The sequence below is a fragment of the Pseudomonas sp. Marseille-Q0931 genome (assembly GCF_940789645.1).
In the GTDB taxonomy this organism is placed as follows: Bacteria; Pseudomonadota; Gammaproteobacteria; order Pseudomonadales; family Pseudomonadaceae; genus Aquipseudomonas.
In genome coordinates this window covers 60,878-85,632 of the sequence record NZ_CALNWT010000008.1, presented here as the reverse complement: position 1 = coordinate 85,632, position 24,755 = coordinate 60,878, and the positions used below count along the sequence as shown (strand labels likewise).

The window sequence follows — 24,755 nt, the reverse complement described above, 5'->3', positions numbered from 1 at the left end:
ACCGCAAGCACATTTCACGAGGGTCGCGGTGTGCGGTGGCGCTCAGTATAGGACTCAGCGCTTGCGCTTGCAGTATGGCCCGATCAAACGCTCGCTGCTGGCAAATCCAGCTCGGCCTGCAGCCAGTCGACGAAACGCGCGGTCAGGCGCTGGCGGCGCTTGCGCTCGGGCAGCACCAGGTAATAACCGAGCGCCGACTGCGCCTCGGCTTCACCCAGGCGGCAGAGCAGGCCCTGAGCGAGCAGTTCGTCCACCAGATGGCGCCAGCCGATGGCCACGCCCTGGCCGGCGATGGCGGCCTGGATCAGCAGGGTGTAGTTGTCGAAGCGCAGGGCGCCGGGCGTCGGCTGGCTGGCGATGCCGAGGGCGCGGAACAACCCTTCCCAGTCGAACCAGCGCGAGCGGTGTTCCGGGCGCAGGTGCAGCAGCGGCAGTTCGGTCAGCGCCTCGGTCGGCAGCGGAGGCTGACGTGTGCCGAGCAGGCGCGGGCTGCACACCGGGAACACCTCTTCGCGAAACAGCAGGTGTGCTTCGCCGTGCTTGAAACGACCATCGCCGAAGCGGATCGCCACGTCGATGTCACTGGGTACCGTGGCCGGGTCACGCTCGCTGGTGATCAGGCTGACATCGACCTCCGGGTACAGGCGATTGAAACGCTGCAGACGCGGCATCAGCCAGTAGGCGGCGAATGCGAAGTCGGTGGCCACCTGCAGCACTTCGTGCTGCTGCCGCGCGGTGACAGCAGCCAGCCCCGCATCGAGGGCCGCCAGCCCTTCCTGCACATGGGCCAGCAGCAACTCGCCGGCTTCGGTCAGCACAATGCCGCGATAGACGCGGTCGAACAGACGCGTAGCCAGTTGCTGTTCGAGGCGCTTGATCTGCTGGCTGACGGCCGGCTGGCTGCTGCCCAGCTCATTGGCGGCAGCGGTGAAACTGAGCTGGCGTGCCGCCGACTCGAACACCCGCAGCGCGTCGAGCGACAGCCCATCGATAACTTTAAACATAAGCTTTACTTATCCGAGGCATGTGTCGCAGCCGGGTTTACCCTACCAGCGTTCAGCCGGAATTATGGCACTGCACTGTCGCATAAACCCACAGTATGGAATATCGCCACCATGAAGCGCCCGAACATCCTCTTCATCATGGCCGACCAGATGGCCGCGCCGATCATGCCGCTGCACGATGCCGCCTCGCCGGTGCAGATGCCCAACCTGATGAAGCTGGCCGAACAGGCCGTGGTGTTCGACTCAGCCTACTGCAACAGCCCGCTCTGTGCGCCGTCGCGCTTCACCCTGGTCAGCGGGCGGCTGCCGTCGAAGATCGGCGCCTACGACAACGCCGCGGATTTTCCCGCCGACGTGCCGACCTACGCCCACTACCTGCGCCGCCTCGGCTATCGCACCGCGCTGTCGGGCAAGATGCACTTCTGCGGCCCGGACCAGCTGCACGGCTACGAGGAACGCCTGACCAGCGATATCTATCCGGCCGACTACGGCTGGGCGGTGAACTGGGACGAGCCGGACGTGCGCGCCAGCTGGTACCACAACATGTCCTCGGTGCTGCAGGCCGGCCCCTGCGTGCGCAGCAACCAGCTGGATTTCGACGAGGAGGTGGTGTTCAAGGCGCGCCAGTACCTCTACGACCACGTGCGCCTGACGCCCGAGCAGCCGTTCTGCCTGACCGTGTCGATGACCCACCCGCACGACCCCTACACCATTCCCCGCGAATACTGGGACCGCTATGAGGGCGTGGACATCCCCATGCCGCGCCAGCACGTCGAGCAGACCGAGCAGGACCCGCACTCGCAGCGCCTGCTCAAGGTCATCGACCTGTGGGACAAGCCATTGCCCGAGGACAAGGTCCGCGATGCGCGACGCGCCTACTTCGGCGCCTGCAGCTATATCGACGACAACATCGGTAAGTTGCTGAAGACCCTGGAAGAATGCGGGCTGGCAGGCGACACCCTGATCGTCTTCTCCGGCGACCACGGTGACATGCTCGGCGAGCGTGGCCTCTGGTACAAGATGCACTGGTTCGAGATGTCCGCCCGCGTGCCGCTGCTGGTGCACGCGCCGAGTCGCTTCGCCGCGCATCGGGTCAGCCAGTCGGTCTCCACGCTCGATCTGCTGCCGACCCTGGTGGAACTGGCCGGCGGCCAGGTCGAGCAGGGCCTGGAGTTGGATGGTCACTCACTGCTGCCGCACCTCAAGAGTGAAGGCGGGCATGACGAAGTGCTCGGCGAATACATGGCCGAAGGCACGCTCAGCCCGCTGATGATGATCCGCCGCGGGCCTTGGAAATTCGTCTATTCCGAGCAGGACCCGTTGCTGCTGTTCAATCTGCACGATGACCCGCTGGAGCAGCGCAACCTGGCCGGGTCCGCCGAGCACCGCACTACGGTAGCAGGCTTCGTCGCCGAGGCCCGCGAGCGATGGGACGTCCCGGCCATTCACACCGCCACCCTGGCCAGCCAGCGCCGCCGCCGGCTGGTGGCCGAAGCCCTGAGCCAGGGCAAACTGACCAGTTGGGACCATCAGCCAATGGTCGACGCCAGCCAGCAATACATGCGCAACCATATCGACCTCGACGACCTGGAGCGCCGCGCGCGTTTTCCGGTCGTCGGTTGAACCTTTGCTCCGCGCCACGGGCCTGAGCCTTGCAAGCTGCCAATCGCGAAAACCAGAAGAAAAAAGGAGAGACGCCATGAACCGATTCAGTGTGCTGTTACTCGCCACCGCGCTCACCAGCGCCGGCAATGTCTGGGCCGAAGATGCCGCCTGTGCCACGGTCAAGTTGGGTGACCCCGGCTGGAGCGACATCGCCGTGACCAACGGCATCGCCAGCTTCCTGCTCGACGGCCTGGGCTACAAGACGCAAAGCCAGACCCTGGCCGTGCCGATCATTTTTGCCGGGCTGCAGAAAGGGCAGGTCGACGTGTTCCTCGGCAACTGGATGCCGGCGCAGCAGAGCAACTACGACAAGTTCGTCGCCAGCGGCGAGGTGGACAAGCTGGCGCAGAACCTCGAAGGCACCGAATACACCCTTGCGGTGCCAGCCTATGCCTACGAGGCAGGGGTAAAGACCTTTGCCGACCTCGACAAGCACGCCGACAAGTTCGGCAACAAGCTCTACGGCATCGCTTCCGGCTCGCCGGGTAACGATTCGATAAAGCAGATGATCGACGCCGACGAGTTCGGCCTGGGCGACTGGAAACTGGTGGAGTCCAGCGAGCAGGCGATGCTGGTGCAAGTGGGGCGTGCGGTGAAGCGCGATCAGTTCGTCGTCTTCCTCGGCTGGACGCCGCACCCGATGAACGTGCAGTACGACATGAAGTACCTCAAGGGCGGCGAGAAGTATTTCGGCGACAGCGGCCAGGTCAACACGCTGGCGCGCAAAGGCTATGCCGCGCAGTGCCCGAACGTCGGCAAGCTGCTTAGCAACCTGCGCTTCACTCAGGACATGGAGAACAGCATCATGGATCAGGTGCTGAGCAAGCAGGCCAGCAACGACGAGGCGATCAAGGCCTGGCTCAAGGCCAACCCGCAGGTGCTCGATGGCTGGTTGCAGGGCGTCACCACGCGCGACGGTGGCGACGGTCTGGCGGCGGTGAAGGCACGGCTGTGAGCGCTTTCATCCGGTAGAAGCGAATTTATTCGCGACAGGGCTTGGCGCGGGGCCCGACCCTGATCGCGGATAAATCTGCGCCTACCGGGCGCGGCCTGCAGCGACCGCAGGCGGAACACGAGCTGCTCCGCCAGCGGCCAACTGGCACGTCGTTTACACTTCACTTTCCTGGACGAAGCAAACCAGCAGACGATGCCGTTACCCAATCTTCAGACCCTGTTGCCTTTCCTGCGCTGGCTGCCCGGCACTCGCCGCGGCACCCTCGGCAACGATCTGCTGGTGGGCCTGTCGGGGGCTATCCTGGCTCTGCCGCAATCGCTGGCCTACGCGCTGATCGCCGGCCTGCCTGCCGAATACGGTCTGTACGCGGCCATCGTCCCGGTGATCATCGCCTGCCTGTGGGGCTCGTCCTGGCACCTGATCTGCGGGCCGACCGCTGCCATTTCCATCGTCCTGTTCACCAGCGTCACGCCCATGGCGCGCTTGGGCAGCGATGAGTTCATCGCCCTGATCCTGCTGCTGACCTTTCTCGCCGGGCTGTTCCAATGGCTGCTCGGCCTGCTGCGCTTCGGCGCGCTGGTGAACTTCGTCTCGCAGTCGGTGGTGCTCGGCTTCACCCTCGGCGCGGCCCTGGTGATCGCCATCGGCCAGATGCCCAACCTGCTCGGCGTCGAGGTCGCCAGCCAACCCACGGCCCTGACCAGCCTGCTGCAGATCGGCCAACACCTGCCCGAGGCGCACTGGCCCAGCCTGACCCTGGCCGCCGTTACCCTGCTGCTCAGCGTGGCCGTGCGCAAACTCTGGCCAAAGGCGCCCGCACTGTTGATCGGCCTGGTCTGCGGCAGCCTGCTGGCGTGGCTGCTACCGGCACGTTTCACCGCTGACATCGCCCTGGTGGCACCGTTCGACGGCGGCCTGCCGCCTCTGACCCTGCTGAGTTTCGACCTCGACGACGTGTTGCGCCTGCTACCGGCAGCGGTGGCCTGCGGCATGCTCGGACTGGTCACCAGCCTGTCCATCGCCCGCGCCCTGGCGGTGAAATCGCACCAGTTCCTCGACGCCAACCAGGAGGTGCGCGCTCAGGGCCTGTCGAACATGATCGGGCCGTGGTTCTCCGGCTCGCTGTCGGCCGGGTCGTTCACCCGCTCGGCGCTGAACCTGCAGGCCGGCGCGCGCACGCCGCTGGCCGGGGTGTTCTCGGCGCTGCTGGTGGCGCTGTTCGCGGTGTTCGGCACGGCGCTGCTGACGCATATTCCGCTGCCGGTGATGGCCGCCGGCATCCTGCTGATCTGCTGGGGTCTGGTGGATCTGCCGGCGATCCGCGCGCTGCGCAAGGTGAGCCGCTCCGAGTTCGTGGTGATGCTACTGACTTTCACCGCCACTCTGGTGCTGGAGCTGCAGACGGCGATCTATGCCGGCGTGCTGGCTTCGCTGTTCTTCTACCTCAAGCGCACCTCGCAGCCGCGCGTACGCCTGTGGCACGACGGCGACGACGAGGTGCTGCGCATCGACGGCTCGATCTTCTTCGGTGCCTGCCAGTACATCCAGCAACTGCTGCAGCGCAGCCGCGGCCAGCGCCTGATAATCGATGCACGGCACATCAACTTTATCGACTATGCCGGTGTGGAGATGCTGCATCAGGAAGCACGCCGCCTGCAGGCGTTGCAGCGCAGCCTGGTGCTACGCCAGGCACGACCACAGGTGGTGGAGGAGATTCTCAAGCTGGAAGGCGCCGAGCATTGCCCGGTGCAGTTCGAAGACTGAGCGAGGCGGCGTCGAACCCGTAGGGTGGGCGGCACAATCCACGAACGACCTGACCGCGCGGCGATAGCGCGCCGCGTAATCCACCGGGCGATCTTCCCGCGTGACACCAATGGTGGGTTACGGCGCGGCTAAACATGCGCTGGGCATCTGAATTGGCGATATGCGCCTAATCACCCTACGCAGCTGGATTTCAGTCCTCGGCGTCATCGAGCACGCTCAGATCCAGCACGTGCGAGCGACCGATCCACATCGCACAGTCGCGATGGTCACGCAGTTCGTTACCGGTGATCGGGTGCAGCAAGACGTCCAGGCCACCGCGGCGGAGCATCAGCCAGGGCACGACGTCGGCGAACAGTTCGGCGCGGAAGGCCAGCTGGCAACTCCAGCATGGATGCGGACCGACCGGACGCTCGTGCACCCGGCCCATCTTCAGCGGAAAACGCCGCGCGGCTTCTTCGCACAACGTACGCGCCTGATCGACGCTGCCGGCGTCGAAATAGACGTGGGCGTGGTAGCCGCTGATACGAGGCAGCACTTGCTCGTCCATGCGCTAGCCTGCCAGCTGACGGCGCAGCTCGGCCAGCACCGGCGCCGTATCTGGGCGCACCCCACGCCAGAGCTCGAATGCCTCGGCCGCCTGCTCGACCAGCATGCCCAACCCATCCAGGCAACGCGCTGCCCCGTGCTCGGCGGCCCAGCGATTGAAGGCGGTCGCCTCGCGGCCGTACATCATGTCGTAGCAGACCGTATGCCCAGGCTGGATCAGGCTTGGCGCAATCGGCGGCAACTCGCCGCCGAGGCTGGCCGAGGTGCCGTTGACGATCAGGTCGACTGGCGCATCGATCCAGTCGAAACCGGCGGCGACCAGTGGGCCGAGATCGGCGAATTCGCGCACCAGTTGCTCGGCCTTGGCCACGGTGCGGTTGGCGATCACCAGCACGGCCGGCTTCTGCGCCAGGAAGGGTTCGAGCACGCCGCGCACGGCACCGCCGGCTCCGAGAATAAGGATGCGCTTGCCGGCCAGGCTGAAACCGGCGTTGTTCTGCAGGTCGCGGGTCAGGCCGGCGCCGTCGGTGTTGTCGCCGAGCAGGCGGCCGTCGGCCAGCTTTTTCAGGGTATTCACCGCACCGGCGCGGCGGGCGCGCTCGGTCAGTTCATCGGTCAGGCGAAAGGCCTCTTCCTTGAACGGCACGGTAACGTTGCCGCCCAGACCGTCGGCGAAAAAGGCGCGGGCGTCGCCCACGAAGTCATCCAGCGGCGCCAGACGCGCGTCGTAGGTCAATGCCTGGCCGGTCTGCTCGGCGAACAGACGATGGATCAGCGGTGATTTGCTGTGGCCGATGGGGTTGCCGAAGACGCAGTAGCGGTCCATGGAATTTCTCGGTGGTGAGCAACAGATCGTAGCCCGGATGAGATCCGGGGATGTCTGGTCAATGCCCCGGATTGCATCCGGGCTACGGGGTCACGGCGCCGCCTGGAGCCAGTCGCGATCGGTAAGGAAGTACTCGGTCAGGCGCGCTTCCTCGCTGCCCGGCTCCGGCTTCCAGTCGTAGCCCCAGCGCACCTGCGGCGGCAGCGACATGAGGATCGACTCGGTACGCCCGCCGGACTGCAGGCCGAACAGGGTGCCGCGGTCGAACACCAGGTTGAATTCCACGTAGCGCCCACGACGGAAAGCCTGGAACTCACGTTCGCGCTCGCCGAAGGGCATGGCCTTGCGGCGCTGGACGATGGGCAGGTAGGCGTCGATGTAGGCGTCACCGATGGCGCGTATGAAGGCGAAGCTGGTGTTGAAGTCCCACTCGTTGAGGTCGTCGAAGAACAGCCCGCCGATACCCCGCGGCTCGCCGCGGTGCTTGAGGTGGAAGTAGCGGTCGCACCAGGCCTTGAACTTCGCATAGACCTCGGGGCCGAACGGCGCGCAGGCATCATGGGCGACCTGGTGCCAGTGCACGCAGTCCTCTTCATTGGCGTAGTAGGGCGTGAGGTCGAAGCCGCCGCCGAACCACCACACCGGCTCCTCGCCTTCCTTCTCGGCGCTGAAGAAGCGCACGTTGGCGTGCGAGGTGGGCACGTAGGGGTTTTCCGGGTGAATCACCAGCGACACGCCGAGGGCCTGGAAACCGCGCCCGGCCAGCTCGGGGCGATGGGCACTGGCCGACGGCGGCAGGCTGTCGCCGAATACGTGGGAGAAATTCACCCCGCCCTTTTCGATCAGTGCGCCGTTCTCGATCACCCGCGTGCGACCGCCACCACCGGCCGGGCGCTGCCAGGCGTCCTCGGCGAACACGGCCTGGCCGTCTTCGGCTTGCAGGGCGGAACAGATGCGATCTTGCAGGTCGAGCAGATAGGCCTTCACGGCCTCGGTACGGTCAGTCACGGCGGCACCTTGAACAGAGAGCAGGGCGGAATCGGCGGGCAGCATAGCATTCACCCAGGCACATCCGCAGTTGACGTCGGTCAATCGAGAGGATTGGATAGACCCTTTTTCGCCGCTTCGACGGCTCGAGCAGAAGGAATCCGAGATGGCCAAGCGTATTGAGTTCAGCCAGCACGGCGGCAGCGACGTGCTGCAATACCGCGATTACCAGCCGGCAGTACCGGGCCCGCGCGAGGTTCGCGTGGCCAACCACGCCATCGGCCTGAACTTCATCGACACCTATTTCCGCAGTGGCCTGTACCAGCCGCCCGCGCTGCCTTCGAGCCTGGGCACCGAAGGTGCCGGCGTGGTCGAGGCAGTCGGCAGCGAGGTCGAAGGCTTTGCCGTGGGTGATCGCGTCGCCTACGCCACCGGCCCGCTGGGCTCCTACAGCGAACTGCACGTGCTGCCAGCCGACAAGCTGGTGAAACTGCCGGACAGCATCAGCTTCGAGCAGGCCGCCGCGGTAATGCTCAAGGGCCTGACGGTGCAGTACCTGCTGCGCCAGACCTATGAGCTAAAGGGCGGCGAAACCATCCTGTTCCACGCTGCGGCTGGCGGCGTCGGCTCCTTTGCCTGCCAATGGGCGAGGGCGTTGGGCGTCAAGCTGATCGGCACCGTCAGCTCGGCGGAAAAGGCCGCGCGCGCCAGGGAGCAGGGCGCCTGGGCGACCATCGACTACAGCCATGAGAACGTGGTGCAGCGCGTGCTGGAGCTGACCGACGGCGCCAAGTGCCCGGTGGTCTACGACGGCGTCGGCAAGGACACCTGGGAAACCTCGCTGGACTGCGTGGCACCGCGCGGCCTGCTGGTCAGCTTCGGCAACGCCTCGGGCGCGGTTACCGGAGTCAATCTGGGCATCCTGGCGCAGAAGGGTTCGCTGTACGTCACCCGCCCGACCCTGGCCGGCTACGCCACCAGCGCGCAGCGCCTGCAGACCATGGCCGACGAGCTGTTCGCGATGATCAGCAGCGGCAAGCTGCAGGTGGAAATCAGCAACCGCTACGCGCTCAAGGACGCCGCCGCCGCCCAGGACGCGCTGAGCTCGCGGCAGACCACCGGCTCGACCATCTTGCTGCCGTAAAACAGTCGCGGCTAAAGCCCCTCCCACAGCCGCCACAATCGTGGGAGGGGCTTTAGCCGCGAGCGTTCAAGCGCGTCAGGACGGGCGAATCACATCGCCCGTACGCAGATCACGAATCAGGCTGGGGTTCTTGCGTCCGCCCAGTGCCCCACCCAGAACCTTGTCCAACTCCCCCGGAAAGTACTGCTCGACGCGCAGACGCGAACGTGCCGACGGGCGCCCGGCCGGGTTGGCCGAGGTGGAGATCAGCGGGCCGGTGTAACGGCATAGTGCACGCACCAGCGGGTGATCGCTGACGCGCAGGGCGACGCTGTCGTGCTCGCCGGTGACCCACTCGGGCAGACGATTCTGGTGCGGCACCAGCCAGGTATTCGGGCCTGGCCAGCTGCCGGCCAGGCGCTCCTGCCAGACTTCGGGCAGGTCTTCGAGGAGGAAGTCGAACTGCTCGATGTCGTCGGCGACCACGATCAGGCCCTTGCGCATCGGCCGCTCCTTGAGCGCCAGCAGGCGATCCACCGCCTCTTCGTTCCACGGGTCGCAGCCAAGACCCCAGACCGCCTCGGTCGGATAGGCGATCACGCCCCCCTCACGCACCACTCGCGCCGTTTGCTGTATCTGCCAGTTGCTGGCCATCGACCGTCTCCCAGTGAATCAATGGGCGGCAGTCTATCCAAGACGGCCATACGACTGTAGAGCCTATGTGCATAGGGAGGCACGGCCTGCTCTCTCCCATTTGCGGGAGAGGGCAGACAAGCGTTCAGCGAGGTCGCGCCAGCCAGCGCCCGGCCTCGTTGCACACCTGGCCATCGAGCTCCAGCTCGGTCAAGGCCGCCAGCACCTGCGCCAATGGCCAGCCACTGGTCTGCACCAGTGCCTCGGTACTGTGCGGCGCGGCATGCAGCAAGGCCAGTAGCGGATGCTCGGCCTGTTCCGACGTTGCCTTGGGCACGGGTGCTACAGCCTGCGTCTGCCAACCGCGCAGGGCTTCGAGGATGTGCTCGATGCTCTCCACCAGCGTGGCGCCATCGCGAATCAGCTGGTGACAGCCGCGCGCGCCGGGATGATGGATGGAACCGGGAATGGCGTAGACCTCACGCCCCTGTTCGGCGGCCAGCCGCGCGGTGATCAGCGAACCGCTCGAAGGGCTGGCCTCGACCACCAGCACACCCAGCGACAGGCCGCTGATGATTCTGTTGCGCCGCGGGAAGTTGCTCGCCTGCGGCGGGCAGTCCAGCGGCAGTTCGGAAACCAGCGCGCCGCCCTGCTCGATGATCCGTGCCGCCAGCCCCACATGTCGCCGCGGATACAGGCACTGCAAGCCGGTACCCAGCACGGCTATCGTTTTACCATCGCCCTCCAGCGCGCCCAGATGCGCGGCGCCATCGATGCCCAACGCCAGCCCGCTGGTGATGACGAAGCCACCACCAGCCAGGCTGCGGGCGAAGGCCCGTGCATTGTCCAGGCCGGGCTGCGAGGCGCGCCGGCTGCCGACCATGGCCAGTTGTGGCGACTCCAGCACACTCGGCTCGCCCGCCACGAACAACAGCGGCGGCGCATCCGCCAGTTCGGCCAGCAGCGCCGGGTAGCTTGGATCGTCCCACATCAGCACCTGCTGACCGGGCTGCTCCAGCCACTGCAGTGCAGCACGCGCTCGCTCGCGAATATCTTCACTGCGCCGCGGCTCGGCGCAGGCGGCCGGCAGCCCCAGAGCCCGCCAGGCACTGGCCGGCGCGCTCAGCGCAGCCGAGGCGGTCTCGAAGGCACTCAGCAGCTTGCGAAAACGTCGCGGCCCCAGCTCCGGCAGCAGGTGCAGGCGCAGACGGGCTTCAAGCTCGGCAGGAGAAATTGCGGGGAACAGCGAGGAGGATGTAGGCATGACGATTCTTCCCTGATGCGTTGCGCCGCCATCCTGGCGACCAGAAAGCACGAGCCCCGCATTTGCGGGGCTCGTTGGGCATTACGGGTTGCGGACCTTGTCCATCACGGCCAGTTGGCGGCTGGCCTGCAACACCAGGCCGTAGCTGAGCTTGTCGTAGGTGCGGAACACCATCAGCAGGCCGGAGCGCTCGTCCGGGATCTTCACGCTCTCGCCGGTGACACGGTCGCGCACGGTTTCGCCGGTCTTGTACACCGCCAGCACGTTGCCAATCTCCAGGCCGTCGCGGGCGCCCTTGTTCAGGGTGACCACGTCGAACTGGCCAATCTGATTCACGCCACGCGGCACGTCGAGAATAACGCCCTTGATCTCACCGGCTGGCTCGCTGGGCATGAAGGTGGAGTTGATCGCACGCTCCTCGGTGGGGAACAGGCGGTCACCCAGACGAACCTCTTGAGTCGAGCGGCTGAGCAACAGGGTACCGATATCGCCTTCCTCGGCGACGATCTCGCCGGTACCGATATCGTCGGCGTTGATACCAAGGAACTCCTTGGTTTCGGGGTCGGTATACGTCTTGCCCTGGCGGAATACGCCGTAGATAGGATGTTGCTCGTCGAACTGGCCACGCGCGTAGATACGATCACCGGCGCCGCTGACCACGCGCTCGGCGTTGCCGGCGACGATATAGGGCTTGCCGTTGAATTCTTCCGGGGTGTCGACGATGCGGTTGCTCAGCAGGAAGCTGTTGATCGCCTCCAGCGGGATGGTCGGGATCGCCTCGGCCATCGGCGTGCTGCGCACCTGCGGCGACAGCTTGATGGTGCCGCGCGATTCACCGCGGTTGAGCATCAGGCGTGGTTGACCGTCGACATAGACCAGATTGAGGGTGTCACCGGGGTAGATCAGGTGCGGGTTGGCGACCTGTGGATTGGCGTGCCAGATTTCCGGCCACTTCCACGGCTGGCTGAGGAATTTACCGGAGATATCCCAGAGCGTATCGCCTTTGACCACGGTGTAACGGTCCGGATGACCGTCCTTGAGTTGCACTGCGGCCTGAGCCAGACAGGTCAGGGCCATTCCGCCGGCTGCGAGCAGGGCGAGTAGTGATTTCCTCATGCGGTGAATCCCTTTATTATGTGCCTTCACGTGAAGCGCCCTAGCGCCGCGTCCAAACCCGCTGAATACGCGGCGTGAAGCCGTTTTTCAATGCTGTTCATCATCTTAGCAGCGGATTTTGACTTTATTCCACAAGTGCATCACAAACGCATATGGCGATCCTGAATATCCTCGAATTTCCTGATCCACGCCTGCGTACCATCGCCAAACCGGTGGACGTCGTGGACGACTCCATCCGTCAACTGGTCGACGACATGTTCGAGACCATGTATGACGCACCCGGTATCGGCCTGGCCGCGACGCAGGTCAACGTGCACAAGCGCGTGGTGGTCATGGACCTGTCCGAGGACAAGTCCGAGCCGCGCGTTTTCATCAATCCCGAGTTCGAGTCGCTGACCGACGAGATGGACCAGTATCAGGAAGGCTGCCTGTCGGTGCCCGGCTTCTACGAGAACGTCGACCGTCCGCAGAAGGTGAAGATCAAGGCTCTGGACCGCGATGGCCAGCCTTATGAGCTGATCGCCGAAGGCTTGCTCGCCGTGTGCATTCAGCACGAGTGCGATCACCTCAACGGCAAGCTGTTCGTCGATTACCTGTCCAACCTCAAGCGCGACCGGATCAAGAAGAAGCTGGAAAAACAGCATCGCCAGCGCGCCTGACCTCCGACTACCCGAAAGGCTTGCCACGGCAAGCCTTTTTCTTTGGTGACTGCCCTATGCGTATCGTCTTTGCCGGCACCCCGGAATTCGCCGCCGAACACCTCAAGGCCCTGCTGGCCAGCCAGCACGAGATCGTGGCCGTCTACACCCAGCCGGATCGCCCGGCCGGTCGCGGCCAGAAGCTGATGCCGAGCCCGGTCAAGCAACTCGCCGTCGAGCACGGCATCCCGGTCTTTCAGCCGGCCAGCTTGCGCAATGAAGAGGCGCAGGCCGAATTGGCCGCACTGCAGCCGGACCTGATGGTGGTGGTCGCCTATGGCCTGATCCTGCCGCAAGTGGTGCTCGACACTCCGCGCCTGGGCTGCATCAACAGCCACGCCTCCTTGCTACCGCGCTGGCGCGGTGCCGCGCCGATTCAGCGCGCTGTACAGGCCGGCGATGCCGAGAGTGGCGTCACCGTGATGCAGATGGAAGCCGGCCTCGACACCGGCCCCATGCTGCTCAAGGTGAGCACGCCGATCAGCGCTAGCGACACCGGCGGCAGCCTGCACGACCGCCTCGCCCAGCTTGGCCCACAGGCAGTGCTGCAGGCCATCGACGGCCTGGCTGCCGGCACGCTCGTCGGTGAGGTGCAGGACGACGCTCTGGCCAACTATGCACACAAGCTGAACAAGGACGAGGCGCGCCTGGACTTCAGCCGCCCGGCCGTGGAGCTGGAACGCCTGATCCGCGCCTTCCATCCCTGGCCGATCTGCCACAGCACGCTGGCTGGCGAGGCGCTGAAAGTGCATGCAGCCGAGATCGGCGAAGGCAGTGGCACACCGGGCAGCATTCTCGCCGCCGACAAGCACGGCCTGACCGTCGCCTGTGGCGAAGGTGCGCTGCGTCTGACTCGCCTGCAGTTGCCCGGCGGCAAGCCGCTGGCCTTCGCCGACCTTTATAACAGCCGCCGCGAGCAGTTCGCGCCCGGCCTGGTGCTCGGCCAATGAACCCTCGCCTGGCGGCCGCGCGCGCCCTGACGGCCGTGCTCTCGGGCAAGGCTTCGCTGGGCAGCAGCCTGCCGCCGCAGCTGGATAAGGTCGAGCACCACGACCGCGCCCTGGCGCAGGACCTGGCATTCGGCGCCGCGCGCTGGCAGCCGCGCCTGCAATTGCTGGCCGAGAAGCTGCTGGAGAAACCCTTCAAGGCCGCCGACAAGGACGTGGAAGCGCTCCTGCTAATCGGCCTCTACCAGTTGCTGCACAGCCGCATTCCCGAGCACGCCGCCATCGGCGAGACGGTGGGCTGCGCCGGCGCGCTGAAAAAGCCCTGGGCCAAGGGTCTGCTCAATGCCGTACTGCGCCGCGCCCAGCGCGAGCACGAGGCGCTGTACGCTGAACTTGATCGCGACCCGGTACTGCACACCGCGCATCCACGCTGGCTACAGAAGGCGCTCAAGGCGCACTGGCCCGAGCACTGGCAGGCCATCTGCGCCGCCAACAATGCGCATCCGCCGTTGATCCTGCGGGTCAATCGCCGTCACGGCAGTCGCGACGCCTACCTCAATGAGCTGCACGAAGCCGGCATCGCCGCCGAGCCATGCACCTTCAGCCGTGACGGTGTGCGTCTGCTGCAGCCCTGCGACGTGACCACACTGCCCGGTTTCAGGGGCGGCCGCGTCAGCGTGCAGGACGAGGCCGCGCAACTCGCCGCCGACCTGCTCGAACTGGCGCCGGACCAGCGCGTGCTGGATGCCTGCGCGGCACCGGGTGGCAAGACCTGCCACCTGCTGGAAGTCGAGCCGGGCCTCAGCGAAGTGGTCGCCGTCGATCTGGAAGCCAAGCGCCTGGCACGCGTGCGCGAGAACCTCGAGCGCTTGCAGCTGGAAGCCACGCTGATCGCCGCCGATGGCCGCGACACCGCGGCCTGGTGGGACGGCCAGCCGTTCCAGCGCATTCTGCTCGATGCGCCCTGTTCGGCCACCGGCGTGATTCGCCGCCACCCGGACATCAAGCTAACGCGCAAGCCCGAAGACATTCCCGCCCTGGCGCAACTTCAAGGCGAACTGCTCGATGCCCTGTGGCCGACCCTCGCGCCCGGCGGCATCCTGCTTTATGCCACCTGCTCAGTACTGCCGACGGAAAACAGCGACACCATCGCCGCGTTCCTGGCGCGCACGCCCGAAGCGCGGGAAGTCGCCATCGAGGGCGATTTCGGCCTGCAGACCGCCCACGGTCGCCAGTTGCTGCCGCAGCTGGACGGCCATGACGGCTTCTACTATGCCAAGCTGATAAAGACCGCTGTGACCAGCCACAGCTAACGGAGCGATCAGTGAAAATCATCATTCTCGGCGCCGGCCAGGTGGGCGGCACCCTGGCGGAACACCTGGCCAGCGAGGCCAACGACATCACCGTGGTCGACACCGACGGTGATCGCCTGCGCGACCTTGGCGACCGCCTGGACATTCGCACCGTGCAGGGCAAGGGTTCCTTCCCCACCGTGCTGCGCCAGGCCGGCGCCGATGATGCCGACATGCTGGTGGCAGTGACCAACAGCGATGAAGTCAACATGATCGCCTGTCAGGTGGCTTATACCCTGTTCCACACGCCGACCAAGATCGCCCGCGTGCGCGAAGCGGCCTACCTGACCCGCGAGGCGCTGTTCGACAACGAAGCGATCCCGGTCGACGTGCTGATAAGCCCCGAGCAGGTGGTGACCAATTACATCAAGCGCCTGATCGAGTACCCCGGCGCCCTGCAGGTAATCGACTTCGCCGAGGGCAAGGCCCAGCTGGTGGCGGTCAAGGCCTACTACGGCGGCCCGCTGGTGGGCCAGCAACTGCGCCAGCTGCGCCAGCACATGCCCAACGTCGACACCCGCGTGGCGGCCATCTTCCGCCGCAACCGGCCGATCATGCCCAAGGGCGATACCGTCATCGAGGCCGATGACGAGGTGTTCTTCATCGCCGCCAAGGCGCATATTCGTGCGGTGATGAGCGAGATGCGTCGCCTCGAGGACAGCTACAAACGCGTGGTGATCGCTGGCGGCGGCAACATCGGCGAACGCCTGGCCGAGGCCATCGAAAGCCGCTACCAGGTGAAGATCATCGAGATGAACCCGGCGCGCTGCCGCTACCTGTCGGAGAACCTCGACAGCACCATCGTGCTGCAGGGCAGTGCCTCGGATCGCGACCTGCTGGTGGAAGAGAACATCAACGATGCCGACATCTTCCTCGCCCTGACCAACGACGACGAGGCTAACATCATGTCGTCGCTGCTGGCCAAACGCCTGGGCGCGCGCAAGGTGATGACCATCATCAACAATCCGGCCTATGTCGATTTGGTCCAGGGTGGCGAGATCGACATCGCCATCAGCCCGCAGCTGGCCACCATCGGCACCCTGCTGACCCACGTGCGCCGCGGCGATATCGAAAGCGTGCACAGCCTGCGCCGTGGCGCGGCGGAAGCGCTGGAAGTGATCGCCCATGGCGATGCCAAGTCGAGCAAGGTCATCGGTCGCGCCATCGAAGGCATCGCCCTGCCGCCGAGCACCACCATCGGCGCCATCATCCGCGACGAGCAGGTGCTGATCGCCCACGACAACACGGTGATCGAGTCTGGCGACCACGTGATCCTGTTCCTCGTCGACAAGAAGCACATCCGCGACGTCGAACGCCTGTTCCAGGCCGGCCTGACGTTCTTCTAAGCCGGAGAAGACAAATCTCGTAGGAGCGAGCTCTGCTCGCGAAGCTTTTCGCGCGTCTGAGATTCGCGAGCAGAGCTCGCTCCTACAATCGACACGAGCGTGGCGACGAAGGAGACCTCATGAGTACCGAAGCACTGGAAAAGATGCTGGCCAAGGGCATGGACAACGCCCTGCTGCGCTTCGGCCTGGGCAAGGCCCATCTCGATGGCGGCGACGCGGCGCAGGCCGCCGAACACCTGCAACGCTGCGTCGAGTTCGACCCGAGCTATTCCGCCGCCTGGAAGCTGCTGGGCAAGGCGCTGCAGGCCAAGGGCGACGCCGAAAGTGCACGCCAGGCCTGGCAGCAGGGGGTCGCTGCAGCCCAGGCCAAGGGCGACAAGCAGGCCGAGAAGGAAATGTCGGTGTTTCTGCGCAAGCTGGACAAGCAGGGGAGCAATCGCGGCTAAAGCCCCTCCCACAAGTTCAGTGCGACCCCGTGGGAGGCGCTTCAGCGGCGAGCTTTTTGCGGCCGACTCAGGCGGTGGCAGTACGCTGCGGCAGGGCGCGGACAATCGCGCTGAGCAGCATGCCGTACAGCGGCACGAAGAGGATCAGGCTGATCGCCAGTTTGATTACGTAGTCCACCGTGGCGATCTCCACCCAGTTGGCGGCCATGAACGGATCGTCGCTGTGCCAGAAGGCCACCGAGAAGAACAGGAAGGTATCGAGCAGGTTGCCAAAGATGGTCGAGGCCGTCGGCGCGACCCACCACTGACGCATCTTGCGCAGGCGGTCGAACACCTGGATATCCAGCAACTGGCCGAAGGCATAGGCGAGGAAACTAGCCACAGCGATGCGAAAGACGAACAGATTGAATTCGCCCAGCGTTGCCAGACCGCCGAACACGCCCTGATGGAACAGCACCGACACCACGTACGAAGCCACCAGCGCCGGCAGCATGACACGGGCGATCACCACGCGCGCAGCCTGTTTGCCGATCAGGCGCACGGTAAGGTCGGTGGCCAGAAAAATGAACGGAAAGCTGAACGCGCCCCAGGTGGTATGCCAGCCGAACAGGGTGATCGGCAGCTGCACCAGGTAGTTGCTGGCGATGATGATGAGAATGTGGAAGGCGATCAGGCCGGCCAGCACGGGCCGACTGACCGACGCGGGAATCAGGGTCATGTCTATGTCCTTTTTCATAGAGTGGGGTGAGGGAACCCACTGCCGCAGCCGACATGGCCGCGAGCGGCGCGCATTCTAGCCTGTTGTTGACTTCCGGGATAGGTTTTCCGACGAAGCTGCCGGTTTCGTGATCGAGCGTCTTTGCAGCCGGGCGATGGCTTTGAGCACCATTTCGCGGTTTTTTGCCGACTTCACCCAGCTCGGCAACCGGGCGAAGTAGGACCACTTGCTGGTGCTGTTCTCACGCAGCCGGGCAGCGATGAACTGCTCCTGCTCGTACAGATGCTCGGCGTTATAGGCCCAGATCGTGCCATGCCGGGTCTCTTCCTTGAGCGCCAGCTCCAGGCCGAAGAAGGGATCGATGGCATGGTCCACCGGCTCGGCACGGCTGAAGGTCAGTGTGACCTCGTTCTCGGCAGCGCAGTGTTGGCAGTTGGTTCGGCCGACGCTCGGCGCCTGGCTGGCCTCGTGGAAAATGCTGCAGAAGGTCACCCATTGCTGCCCGCAGGCACCGCACGGCCTGCGCCCGCTCCCCAACACGGGGCCACGCCAGGAATCATCGGCGGTCATCATCGCGTGCGTGCAGCTTGGGCAATGAAACGCCGCGCTCCAGTTCCGCCAATGCGGATTACCGATGATCAGTCCAGGCTGGCTGCATTGTGGACACAACGCCTCGATTTGCTCCGCCCAATGCAGAAGGTGAAAACCCTGATCGGTGTATCTGTCAGTCATGCGCGGCTCGCGGAGGGGAAATAAGGGCGTGCATTGTCATACAGATGAAGGTCACAGCAACCGGCCCTATCGCTCATTGAGCAGACGCCAGGCCCGCCGCAGGACCTGCACCGCTTCGACGATCTGCGCTTCGGGCACCGCTGCGAAGCCCAGCACCAGGCCGGCGCGTGCATCGCCCGGTTCGGTGCTGTGCTCCAGCCAGTAATCACTGAGCGCGTTCATCTCCACCCCGGCAGCCCGCGCGGCGCTGACCAGTTCGCGCTCGCGGGCCAGGCTGTCGACCCGCACGCTCAGGTGCAGCCCGGCTTCCACGCACGGCAATGGCGCGCAGCCTGGTATCGCCTGTGGCCAAGCCTCTACCAGGGCATCGCGACGCTGCCGCGCCGCCTGGCGCATGCGTCGTACATGACGCTGAAAATGCCCGGCAGCGATGAACTCAGCCATCACCGCCTGATTGCCGATCTCCGAATGGCGCATCTCCACCGCCTGGCGCTGGGCGAAGGCTTCCGCCAGAGCGGGCGGCAGCACCAGGTAGCCCAGGCGCAACGCCGGAAAGGCGATCTTGCAGAAGGTGCCGACGTACAGCACACGGGCCTGTCGATCCAGCGCGGCCAAAGGCGCCAACGGCGTGCCGCTGTAGCGATACTCGCCATCGTAGTCGTCCTCGACGATCCAGCCGGCCTGGCGCTCGGCCCATTCCAGCAGCTCCAGGCGTCGCGCCAGCGACAGAGTCACGCCGGTCGGGTACTGGTGCGACGGCGTCACGTAGGCCAGGCGACAGCCCTCGATGGCAGACAGCGCTCTGGTATCCAGGCCCTCGCCATCGAGCGGTACGCCACGCAAATCGGCCCCGGCGGCGGCAAAGGCATGGGCAGCGGCGCGATAGCCGGGGTTCTCCACCGCCACCCGCTCACCGGGCCGCACCAGCAACTGCGCGCAGAGGCTGATGGCCTGCTGCGCGCCGCAAGTGATGACGATCTGCCGCGGATCACAGGCCAGCCCCCGGCCGTTACGCAGGTAAGCGGCGACCAGTTCGCGCAATGTGCGGTCGCCGGCCGGGTCACCATAACCCAGCCGGGCCGGCGACGGACGGCGCCAGAAGCGCGCCTGCAAGCGTGCCCAGGTCTCGAAGGGAAACAGGTCGAAAGCCGGCACGCCGATGCGAAAGGCTCGCGGCGCACCCGCCACCGGCATGGGCAAAGCCTGGCGCTGCAGCGCAGCGCTCGCAGCCGGAGCGCAATGAGGTGCTGGCATTGCCGGCCGCGCCAGGGCCAGGTCCGCCACATAAGTGCCATCGCCCACCCGACCTTCGATATAGCCCTCCGCGTAGAGCTGGTCGAAGGCGCGGGTCACCGTATTGCGCGAGATAGACAGCAGACTCGCCAGATCGCGGCTGGCCGGCAGACGCGTATTGCCTGGCAGGCGACCATCGAGAATACGCTCGCGCAGCGACTGGTAGAGCTGGCGCGCCAGGCCGGCGGCAGGGTCGAGGCGAATGCCGGAAAGGTCGACTGGCAGAGGTGGCGTAGCGGGCATGATTGGCTCCATGAAACTGCCTGAAAATGGATCTTACAGGGAACCAATATCCTGCCTAGCATGAGCCCATCACGCCAGGAGACGCACCATGTACCGCCCCGCCGCCTTCCGCCAGGACGACCTGGCCACCCTGCATGCACAGATCGATTCCAGTGGCCTGGCCGTACTGACCAGCGCTGGCGAACAGGGTCTGCAAGCCAGCCACCTGCCAGTGTTGCTGGAGCCGGGCGAAGGTGAGTTCGGCACGCTGTACGGCCACTTCGCCCGTGCCAACCCGCACTGGCGCGACCTCGCCAGCGGCGCCGAGGCGCTGTTGGTGTTCAGCGGCCCGGACGCCTACATCCACCCGGGCTGGTACCCGGCCAAGGCCGAGCACAGCAAGGTGGTGCCAACCTGGAACTACATCGCCGTGCACGCCTGGGGCCAGGCCGAGGTGTTCGACGAACCCGAGCGTCTGTTGCAACTGGTCAGCGGCCTCAGCGATCGCCATGAACGCCAGCAGGCGCAGCCCTGGGCGACAAGCGATGCCCCCCGCGAGTACCTCGACGCCATGCTGCGCGCCATCGTCGGCTTCGCTCTGCCGATTCGCCGAATTGAGGGCAAATGGAAGCTCGGCCAGAACCGTTCGGCCGCCGATCAGGCTGGCGTACGCGCAGGGCTGAGCGCCTCGCCCAATGCACGCAATCAAGAACTGGCCGCCCGCATGCTCACCCTCGACTGACAGGAACACCGCCATGCTCGAAATCCGCCCGATCACCGCCGACGACCACGCGGCCTGGCTGCCGCTATGGCACGGCTACCAGCGCTTCTACCAGGCCGAAATTGCCAGCGCGACCAGCGCACTGACCTGGCAGCGTTTCCTCGACCCGACCGAACCCATGAATGCCGCACTCGCCTGGATCGATGGCGAAGCCGTCGGCCTGGTGCACGTCATCTACCATCGCAGCTGCTAGACCGAGGGCGACTACTGCTACCTGCAGGACCTGTACGTCGCCGAAAACATCCGCGGCACCGGCATCGGTCGGGCGCTGATCGAACATGTCTATGCGCAGGCTCGGTCAGCCGGCGCCAGCCGCGTACACTGGCTGACTCAGGAAACCAACTACCGCGCACGCCAGCTCTACGACCGTATCGCCGATCGCACCGGCTTCATCCAGTACAGGAAGCTGTTTTGATGACCCAGGACCTCAGCCACTGGCAACCTCGCCCGACGCCGGATCAGCGCACGCTTCAGGGCAGTTTCGTACGCCTGGAAGGCCTCGACGCCACACGCCACGGCGATGACCTGTGGGCCGCTCTGCAGGGACCGGACCCGGCGCTGTGGGACTATCTGCCCTACGGCCCGTTCAACGAACGCAGCGCATTCGATGCCTGGCTCACCGCTAATGCCGGCAGTCGCGATCCGCTGTTCTACACGGTGCTGGAGCAGGGCTCGGGTCGCGCCCTGGGGCTGTTCAGCTACCTGCGCATCACCCCGCAGGACGGTAGCATCGAGATCGGCCACGTGGTCTTCGGCGCGTCGATGCAGCGCACGCCAGGCGCTACCGAGGCGGTGTACCTGCTGGCTCGCCACGCCTTCGACGATCTCGGCTATCGCCGCCTGGAGTGGAAGTGCGACAACGCCAACGCGCGTTCCAGGCGCGCCGCCGAGCGCTTCGGCTTCGTCCATGAAGGGCTCTTTCGCCAGCACATGGTGCGCAAGGGCAGAAACCGCGACACCGCCTGGTTCGCCATCATCGACGGCGAATGGCCCGCGCGCCAAGAGGCCTTCGAGCGCTGGCTGGCAGCCGACAACTTCGCCGTCGACGGCCAGCAGAAACAGCGTCTGGAAACCTTCAGGGCCTGATCAGGCGGTCGGCACCACGCGCTTGGCCGACTGGAAATGACGCTGCCAGTAGGCATTGTTGAGGCGGTCGATACGCACCTTGGTGCCGCGACGTGGCGCGTGGACGAAGCGACCCTCACCGATGTAGATGGCGACGTGATCCACCGAGCGGCTGCGGATACGGAAGAACAGCAGATCGCCCGGCTGCAGGTCGCTGCGTTTCACCGTGGGTGCATCCACACGCGACAAGGCGCGTGAGGTGCGCGGCAGTTCGAGGTCATCCTGGGTCTTGAAGGCGTACTGCACCAGACCGCTGCAGTCGAAGCCGTGGCTCAGGCTGGTACCGCCCCAGCGATAGGGAGTGCCCAGCGCGCCGAGGGCGCGGTCGATCACTTCCCCGGCTGGTTTGGGCTTGGCCGCTTGCGAAGTGGCGGGAACGGTGTAGACGCGAAAGGTGGCGGAGGCTTGGGTACAGATTCCCAGTAAAAGAGCGCCTCCCAGGCAAAATGACATGAAAAACTTATTCAAACCCAGTGACCTTGGTAACTGGCCTTCAAGCGGAAACCTTACCCCCATCAAGGCCTTGCATCGGAGACGATGCTTCCTGCCCGTCCCGGTGACGGACTACCGAAGCGAACACCAGTTCATTTTTTCTGTTGATGACTGACGAACGGCAACCCGACCCAAGGCGTTCTCTGCTGACGCGCCTGGATTCATCTCATGTCGGTCAAGCAGACAGAGAATAGAGTTGCCGTCGCTCACGCCTCGCCGAGAAAGCGCAGGCCGGCCCCTTCGGCGTCCACGCGCATCACTTCCATCTTCAGAACTGGGGCGGGAAATGGCAGATCCTGCACCTGACCGGTGACCTCGGTGCCGACCGCCAGGGCGGCCATGTCCGGGTGTTTCACATAGACGCCGCTATCGGACAGGTCACGGGTCTGTGCCAGCAGCTCACCGAAGCTGGGGTGGCTGATCTTGATCCGGCACTTCATCGGGGTACGCACCTGCTGACGCTGGTTCGGCATGACAGCTCCATGGTTGGACAAGCGATTTCGCCTTTAATAGCGCATTAGCGCGCAGGCGCCCAGCGCGTGGCGGAAAAAAGGCGCCATCGAGGCGCCTTCCTTCATCATGCTCGGTGACGGCACGTCAGTACCATCTGTCCTCGCCGTCCGGACGATTCTTGAAGCGTTTCATGCTCCACATGTACTGGCTCGGGTAGGTGCGCACGTAGCGCGCCACCACATCACTCATGGCCGCCACACCTTCTTCGACATTCTCGCTGTACATGCCTTCCGGCGCCGCCTCGAGGATCACCTTGTAGCCACTGCCGTCAGGCAGGCGCAGCGCATGCAGGAACACGCCGACCGCCTTGCCGCCAGCCAGCATGCCGGGCACGAACTTGCTGGTCAGCGCAGTGGTGCCAAGGAACGGCACGAAAATGCCCGACGAACGGCTCGGCTCAGGGTCGGCCGGAATGCCCACGGCGGCGCCCTTGCGCACTTCCTTGATGACGCTGAGGATGCCTTCCTTGGTCGACGGCGCGACGCGGTTGCCCATCTGCACGCGCTGCTGCTGCAGCAGTTCATCAACGGCCTTGAGCTTGGGCGGGCGGTAGAAAATGATCGGTTTGCACTGGTTGCAGTAGAAGTGGTTGAGCACTTCCCAGTTGCCCAGATGGCTGGTGATGCCGACCACGCCCTTGCCGGAGGCCAGCGCCTGTTGCAGCACCTCCAGGCCTTCCACTTCGCGGACCAGAGCGAGGGATTTCTGTGCCGGCCAGATCCAGGCGCAGGCGCTTTCGGTCAGGGTCTTGCCGATGTCCTTGAGGCTCTGCCCAACCAGCTCGTCCAACTCTGACTCATTCAGCTTAGGGAAGCACTTGCTCAGGTTGATGCGCACTACGTCGCGTGAGCCGTTCGGTAATTTCCACATCAGCCAGCCAATGGCATTGCCCACGGCCTGCACGACACGCCAGGGCAGCAGTGCGAACAGGCGCAGAAAACCCACCACCAGGGCGCCCTTGAGTTTTTCCACAACAGACTCCAACCGCTCACAAAAGCGCCAATTGTAGCGTTGGGCGACCGCGCAGTCAGTAAAGGCTCGTCCGAAGCCGCTGCTGCAGGTCACGCTCGTAGGCTTCGACATCGAACTCGTCGTAGATGTGGCGGAAAATATCGCCAGCACTCGGCAGGCTGGCGCGCTCCACCTGGCGCGAGGCATCCCACAGCCCCGAGCGCGCCGCCGCCTTGGAGCACTGGAAGTAGCACGTCTCTATATGGATGCGCAGCACGCTACGCGGCAGCTTGCCCTGGGCACGGCCCAATTCGAGCAGCTCGGAATCGAGGGAAATCTCGGCGCGACCATTGACCCGCAGACTCTCGCCGACGCCCGGAATCAGGAACAACAGCGCCACCTGCGGGTTCAGGACGATGTTGCGTAGGCTGTCGATGCGGTTGTTGCCGGGGCGATCCGGCAGCAGCAGGGTCTGGTCGTCGAGTATGTGCACGAAGCCCGGCGCATCGCCACGCGGCGAACAATCCAGGCCATCCGGCCCGGCGCTGGCCAGCACCACGAAGGGCGAGGCCTGGATCAGCGCGCGGTAGGGTTCGATCAGTCGCGGCAGCTCCTTGCGCCGCGAGCGCTCGTGGCTGTCGCCGTATACGGCCTGCAGTTCGTCGAGGGTGGTGATGGTGATCATGAGCCCTTCAGTTGCGCGTAGCGGTCGCAGTCGGTGGTGTGGTCCATCACCATACCCGTGGCCTGCATGAAGGCATAGCAGATGGTCGGCCCGACGAAGTTGAAGCCGGCCTTGCGCAATGCCTTGCTCATCGCCTCGGCTTCGGGCGTCACCGCCAGCATCTGGCTGCGGTCGCTGAAATGGTTGATCTTCGGCGCGCCACCGACGAACGACCAGAGCCAGGTGACCGGGTCTTCCAACTTCAGCCAGGCCTGGGCGTTCTGCCGCACGGCCTTGAGCTTGAGGCGATTGCGGATGATGCCGGGGTCCTGCATCAGCACCTCGATCTCTTCATCAGTGAGACGGGCCAGACGCTCGGGATCGAAGCCGTGCAATACCTGCCGATAGCGCTCGCGCTTCTTCAGTACGGTGATCCACGACAGACCGGCCTGCGCGCCTTCGAGCAGCAGCATCTCGAACAGTTGGCGGGCATCGCGTTGCGGCACGCCCCATTCCTCGTCGTGGTAGGCCTGGTACAGCGGATCGTCGGTACACCAGAAGCAGCGGGGCATGGCAGCAAGCCTCGGTCAGG

Annotated in this window: 26 protein-coding genes and 1 pseudogene; 12 read left to right on the top strand and 15 right to left on the bottom strand. The window is 65.1% G+C overall.

Annotation, left to right across the window (positions count from 1 at the left end):
• Positions 1–83 precede the first annotated feature (83 nt).
• Positions 84–1,004 carry a choline sulfate utilization transcriptional regulator gene (locus P3C50_RS14135; protein WP_275546491.1) on the bottom strand — a complete coding sequence of 307 codons (921 nt, stop codon included), beginning with the start codon at positions 1,002–1,004 and terminating at the stop codon, positions 84–86.
• A gap of 111 nt (positions 1,005–1,115) precedes the next feature.
• On the opposite strand from P3C50_RS14135, the gene betC reads away from it, so the two are divergent.
• The 3 genes from betC to P3C50_RS14120 all read left to right on the top strand — a co-directional run bounded on the left by betC (position 1,116) and on the right by P3C50_RS14120 (position 5,388).
• The gene (betC, locus tag P3C50_RS14130; protein WP_275546490.1) at positions 1,116–2,627 is read left to right on the top strand and encodes a choline-sulfatase; all 1,512 of its coding nucleotides are present in this window, start codon (positions 1,116–1,118) and stop codon (positions 2,625–2,627) included.
• Between the two features lie 76 nt (positions 2,628–2,703).
• Positions 2,704–3,624 carry a choline ABC transporter substrate-binding protein gene (locus P3C50_RS14125; protein ID WP_275546489.1) on the top strand — a complete coding sequence of 307 codons (921 nt, stop codon included), beginning with the start codon at positions 2,704–2,706 and terminating at the stop codon, positions 3,622–3,624.
• Positions 3,625–3,816: 192 nt separating this feature from the next.
• Complete coding sequence (locus P3C50_RS14120; RefSeq protein WP_275546488.1) at positions 3,817–5,388, top strand: SulP family inorganic anion transporter; 1,572 nt, start codon at positions 3,817–3,819, stop codon at positions 5,386–5,388.
• A 190-nt stretch (positions 5,389–5,578) separates the two neighbouring features.
• Here the strand turns inward: P3C50_RS14120 and P3C50_RS14115 are convergent, their stop codons facing one another.
• The 3 genes from P3C50_RS14115 to hemF form a co-directional block, all read right to left on the bottom strand.
• Positions 5,579–5,935, bottom strand: coding sequence for a DOPA 4,5-dioxygenase family protein (locus P3C50_RS14115; RefSeq protein WP_275546487.1), 357 nt, complete (start codon positions 5,933–5,935; stop codon positions 5,579–5,581).
• Positions 5,936–5,938: 3 nt separating this feature from the next.
• Positions 5,939–6,760, bottom strand: a complete 822-nt coding sequence (gene aroE, locus P3C50_RS14110) for a shikimate dehydrogenase (protein ID WP_275546486.1) — start codon at positions 6,758–6,760, stop codon at positions 5,939–5,941.
• A gap of 90 nt (positions 6,761–6,850) precedes the next feature.
• Complete coding sequence (hemF, locus tag P3C50_RS14105; protein WP_275546485.1) at positions 6,851–7,768, bottom strand: oxygen-dependent coproporphyrinogen oxidase; 918 nt, start codon at positions 7,766–7,768, stop codon at positions 6,851–6,853.
• A 145-nt stretch (positions 7,769–7,913) separates the two neighbouring features.
• Here hemF and P3C50_RS14100 point away from each other — a divergent pair, with 145 nt between their 5' ends.
• Positions 7,914–8,891 carry an NADPH:quinone reductase gene (locus P3C50_RS14100; protein WP_275546484.1) on the top strand — a complete coding sequence of 326 codons (978 nt, stop codon included), beginning with the start codon at positions 7,914–7,916 and terminating at the stop codon, positions 8,889–8,891.
• A gap of 75 nt (positions 8,892–8,966) precedes the next feature.
• Here the strand turns inward: P3C50_RS14100 and P3C50_RS14095 are convergent, their stop codons facing one another.
• The 3 genes from P3C50_RS14095 to P3C50_RS14085 form a co-directional block, all read right to left on the bottom strand.
• Complete coding sequence (locus P3C50_RS14095; RefSeq protein ID WP_197858761.1) at positions 8,967–9,524, bottom strand: L-threonylcarbamoyladenylate synthase; 558 nt, start codon at positions 9,522–9,524, stop codon at positions 8,967–8,969.
• A 124-nt stretch (positions 9,525–9,648) separates the two neighbouring features.
• On the bottom strand, positions 9,649–10,767 hold the full coding sequence (gene dprA / locus P3C50_RS14090; RefSeq protein WP_275546483.1) for a DNA-processing protein DprA: 1,119 nt from the start codon (positions 10,765–10,767) through the stop codon (positions 9,649–9,651).
• Positions 10,768–10,848: 81 nt separating this feature from the next.
• Entirely contained in the window at positions 10,849–11,883 is a 1,035-nt protein-coding gene (locus P3C50_RS14085) for a LysM peptidoglycan-binding domain-containing protein (RefSeq protein ID WP_275546482.1), read from the bottom strand.
• Between the two features lie 152 nt (positions 11,884–12,035).
• On the opposite strand from P3C50_RS14085, the gene def reads away from it, so the two are divergent.
• The 5 genes from def to P3C50_RS14060 all read left to right on the top strand — a co-directional run bounded on the left by def (position 12,036) and on the right by P3C50_RS14060 (position 16,672).
• The gene (gene def, locus P3C50_RS14080) at positions 12,036–12,542 is read left to right on the top strand and encodes a peptide deformylase (RefSeq protein WP_013713230.1); all 507 of its coding nucleotides are present in this window, start codon (positions 12,036–12,038) and stop codon (positions 12,540–12,542) included.
• Between the two features lie 56 nt (positions 12,543–12,598).
• The gene (gene fmt / locus P3C50_RS14075; RefSeq protein ID WP_275546481.1) at positions 12,599–13,531 is read left to right on the top strand and encodes a methionyl-tRNA formyltransferase; all 933 of its coding nucleotides are present in this window, start codon (positions 12,599–12,601) and stop codon (positions 13,529–13,531) included.
• Positions 13,528–14,841, top strand: coding sequence for a 16S rRNA (cytosine(967)-C(5))-methyltransferase RsmB (gene rsmB, locus P3C50_RS14070; RefSeq protein WP_275546480.1), 1,314 nt, complete (start codon positions 13,528–13,530; stop codon positions 14,839–14,841). Before fmt ends, rsmB begins: the two co-directional genes overlap by 4 nt.
• Before the next feature lie 11 nt (positions 14,842–14,852).
• Positions 14,853–16,226, top strand: coding sequence for a Trk system potassium transporter TrkA (gene trkA, locus P3C50_RS14065; RefSeq protein WP_275546479.1), 1,374 nt, complete (start codon positions 14,853–14,855; stop codon positions 16,224–16,226).
• Between the two features lie 119 nt (positions 16,227–16,345).
• On the top strand, positions 16,346–16,672 hold the full coding sequence (locus P3C50_RS14060; RefSeq protein ID WP_275546478.1) for a tetratricopeptide repeat protein: 327 nt from the start codon (positions 16,346–16,348) through the stop codon (positions 16,670–16,672).
• Between the two features lie 67 nt (positions 16,673–16,739).
• Here the strand turns inward: P3C50_RS14060 and P3C50_RS14055 are convergent, their stop codons facing one another.
• From P3C50_RS14055 to P3C50_RS14045, 3 genes are all read right to left on the bottom strand, one after another.
• Entirely contained in the window at positions 16,740–17,390 is a 651-nt protein-coding gene (locus P3C50_RS14055) for a 7-cyano-7-deazaguanine/7-aminomethyl-7-deazaguanine transporter (RefSeq protein ID WP_275546477.1), read from the bottom strand.
• A 75-nt stretch (positions 17,391–17,465) separates the two neighbouring features.
• A complete protein-coding gene (locus P3C50_RS14050) occupies positions 17,466–18,122 on the bottom strand; it encodes a hypothetical protein (RefSeq protein ID WP_275546476.1) in 657 nt (218 codons plus the stop codon).
• A gap of 66 nt (positions 18,123–18,188) precedes the next feature.
• The gene (locus tag P3C50_RS14045; RefSeq protein WP_275546475.1) at positions 18,189–19,658 is read right to left on the bottom strand and encodes a PLP-dependent aminotransferase family protein; all 1,470 of its coding nucleotides are present in this window, start codon (positions 19,656–19,658) and stop codon (positions 18,189–18,191) included.
• An 88-nt stretch (positions 19,659–19,746) separates the two neighbouring features.
• On the opposite strand from P3C50_RS14045, the gene P3C50_RS14040 reads away from it, so the two are divergent.
• The 3 genes and pseudogenes from P3C50_RS14040 (at position 19,747) to P3C50_RS14030 (ending at position 21,504) form a co-directional block, all read left to right on the top strand.
• Positions 19,747–20,379: an FMN-binding negative transcriptional regulator gene (locus P3C50_RS14040; protein ID WP_275546474.1), complete on the top strand. Its 633-nt coding sequence runs from the start codon at positions 19,747–19,749 to the stop codon at positions 20,377–20,379.
• A gap of 13 nt (positions 20,380–20,392) precedes the next feature.
• Positions 20,393–20,833: pseudogene (locus P3C50_RS14035) on the top strand (GNAT family N-acetyltransferase).
• A complete protein-coding gene (locus tag P3C50_RS14030; RefSeq protein WP_275546473.1) occupies positions 20,833–21,504 on the top strand; it encodes a GNAT family N-acetyltransferase in 672 nt (223 codons plus the stop codon). Before P3C50_RS14035 ends, P3C50_RS14030 begins: the two are co-directional and overlap by 1 nt.
• Here the strand turns inward: P3C50_RS14030 and P3C50_RS14025 are convergent, their stop codons facing one another.
• The 5 genes from P3C50_RS14025 to P3C50_RS14005 all read right to left on the bottom strand — a co-directional run bounded on the left by P3C50_RS14025 (position 21,505) and on the right by P3C50_RS14005 (position 24,735).
• Positions 21,505–22,059, bottom strand: a complete 555-nt coding sequence (locus tag P3C50_RS14025) for a C40 family peptidase (RefSeq protein WP_275546472.1) — start codon at positions 22,057–22,059, stop codon at positions 21,505–21,507.
• A gap of 182 nt (positions 22,060–22,241) precedes the next feature.
• Positions 22,242–22,508 (bottom strand): PilZ domain-containing protein, encoded by a 267-nt coding sequence (locus P3C50_RS14020; RefSeq protein WP_275546471.1) that lies wholly within the window; start codon positions 22,506–22,508, stop codon positions 22,242–22,244.
• A gap of 124 nt (positions 22,509–22,632) precedes the next feature.
• The gene (locus tag P3C50_RS14015; protein WP_275546470.1) at positions 22,633–23,520 is read right to left on the bottom strand and encodes a lysophospholipid acyltransferase; all 888 of its coding nucleotides are present in this window, start codon (positions 23,518–23,520) and stop codon (positions 22,633–22,635) included.
• Positions 23,521–23,575: 55 nt separating this feature from the next.
• Complete coding sequence (locus tag P3C50_RS14010; RefSeq protein ID WP_275546468.1) at positions 23,576–24,184, bottom strand: pyridoxamine 5'-phosphate oxidase family protein; 609 nt, start codon at positions 24,182–24,184, stop codon at positions 23,576–23,578.
• Positions 24,181–24,735 carry a DNA-3-methyladenine glycosylase I gene (locus P3C50_RS14005; RefSeq protein WP_197858745.1) on the bottom strand — a complete coding sequence of 185 codons (555 nt, stop codon included), beginning with the start codon at positions 24,733–24,735 and terminating at the stop codon, positions 24,181–24,183. Before P3C50_RS14005 ends, P3C50_RS14010 begins: the two co-directional genes overlap by 4 nt.
• Positions 24,736–24,755: the final 20 nt, after the last annotated feature.

Excerpts from the sequence above, each read along its gene's own strand:
- P3C50_RS14135 (WP_275546491.1), bottom strand. The coding sequence starts at position 1,004 with ATGTTTAAAGTTATCGATGGGCTGTCGCTCGACGCGCTGCGGGTGTTC.
- betC (WP_275546490.1), top strand. The coding sequence starts at position 1,116 with ATGAAGCGCCCGAACATCCTCTTCATCATGGCCGACCAGATGGCCGCG.
- P3C50_RS14125 (WP_275546489.1), top strand. The coding sequence starts at position 2,704 with ATGAACCGATTCAGTGTGCTGTTACTCGCCACCGCGCTCACCAGCGCC.
- P3C50_RS14120 (WP_275546488.1), top strand. The coding sequence starts at position 3,817 with ATGCCGTTACCCAATCTTCAGACCCTGTTGCCTTTCCTGCGCTGGCTG.
- P3C50_RS14115 (WP_275546487.1), bottom strand. The coding sequence starts at position 5,935 with ATGGACGAGCAAGTGCTGCCTCGTATCAGCGGCTACCACGCCCACGTC.
- aroE (WP_275546486.1), bottom strand. The coding sequence starts at position 6,760 with ATGGACCGCTACTGCGTCTTCGGCAACCCCATCGGCCACAGCAAATCA.
- P3C50_RS14100 (WP_275546484.1), top strand. The coding sequence starts at position 7,914 with ATGGCCAAGCGTATTGAGTTCAGCCAGCACGGCGGCAGCGACGTGCTG.
- P3C50_RS14095 (WP_197858761.1), bottom strand. The coding sequence starts at position 9,524 with ATGGCCAGCAACTGGCAGATACAGCAAACGGCGCGAGTGGTGCGTGAG.
- dprA (WP_275546483.1), bottom strand. The coding sequence starts at position 10,767 with ATGCCTACATCCTCCTCGCTGTTCCCCGCAATTTCTCCTGCCGAGCTT.
- P3C50_RS14085 (WP_275546482.1), bottom strand. The coding sequence starts at position 11,883 with ATGAGGAAATCACTACTCGCCCTGCTCGCAGCCGGCGGAATGGCCCTG.
- def (WP_013713230.1), top strand. The coding sequence starts at position 12,036 with ATGGCGATCCTGAATATCCTCGAATTTCCTGATCCACGCCTGCGTACC.
- fmt (WP_275546481.1), top strand. The coding sequence starts at position 12,599 with ATGCGTATCGTCTTTGCCGGCACCCCGGAATTCGCCGCCGAACACCTC.
- rsmB (WP_275546480.1), top strand. The coding sequence starts at position 13,528 with ATGAACCCTCGCCTGGCGGCCGCGCGCGCCCTGACGGCCGTGCTCTCG.
- P3C50_RS14060 (WP_275546478.1), top strand. The coding sequence starts at position 16,346 with ATGAGTACCGAAGCACTGGAAAAGATGCTGGCCAAGGGCATGGACAAC.
- P3C50_RS14055 (WP_275546477.1), bottom strand. The coding sequence starts at position 17,390 with ATGACCCTGATTCCCGCGTCGGTCAGTCGGCCCGTGCTGGCCGGCCTG.
- P3C50_RS14050 (WP_275546476.1), bottom strand. The coding sequence starts at position 18,122 with ATGACTGACAGATACACCGATCAGGGTTTTCACCTTCTGCATTGGGCG.
- P3C50_RS14045 (WP_275546475.1), bottom strand. The coding sequence starts at position 19,658 with ATGCCCGCTACGCCACCTCTGCCAGTCGACCTTTCCGGCATTCGCCTC.
- P3C50_RS14040 (WP_275546474.1), top strand. The coding sequence starts at position 19,747 with ATGTACCGCCCCGCCGCCTTCCGCCAGGACGACCTGGCCACCCTGCAT.
- P3C50_RS14030 (WP_275546473.1), top strand. The coding sequence starts at position 20,833 with ATGACCCAGGACCTCAGCCACTGGCAACCTCGCCCGACGCCGGATCAG.
- P3C50_RS14025 (WP_275546472.1), bottom strand. The coding sequence starts at position 22,059 with ATGGGGGTAAGGTTTCCGCTTGAAGGCCAGTTACCAAGGTCACTGGGT.
- P3C50_RS14020 (WP_275546471.1), bottom strand. The coding sequence starts at position 22,508 with ATGCCGAACCAGCGTCAGCAGGTGCGTACCCCGATGAAGTGCCGGATC.
- P3C50_RS14010 (WP_275546468.1), bottom strand. The coding sequence starts at position 24,184 with ATGATCACCATCACCACCCTCGACGAACTGCAGGCCGTATACGGCGAC.
- P3C50_RS14005 (WP_197858745.1), bottom strand. The coding sequence starts at position 24,735 with ATGCCCCGCTGCTTCTGGTGTACCGACGATCCGCTGTACCAGGCCTAC.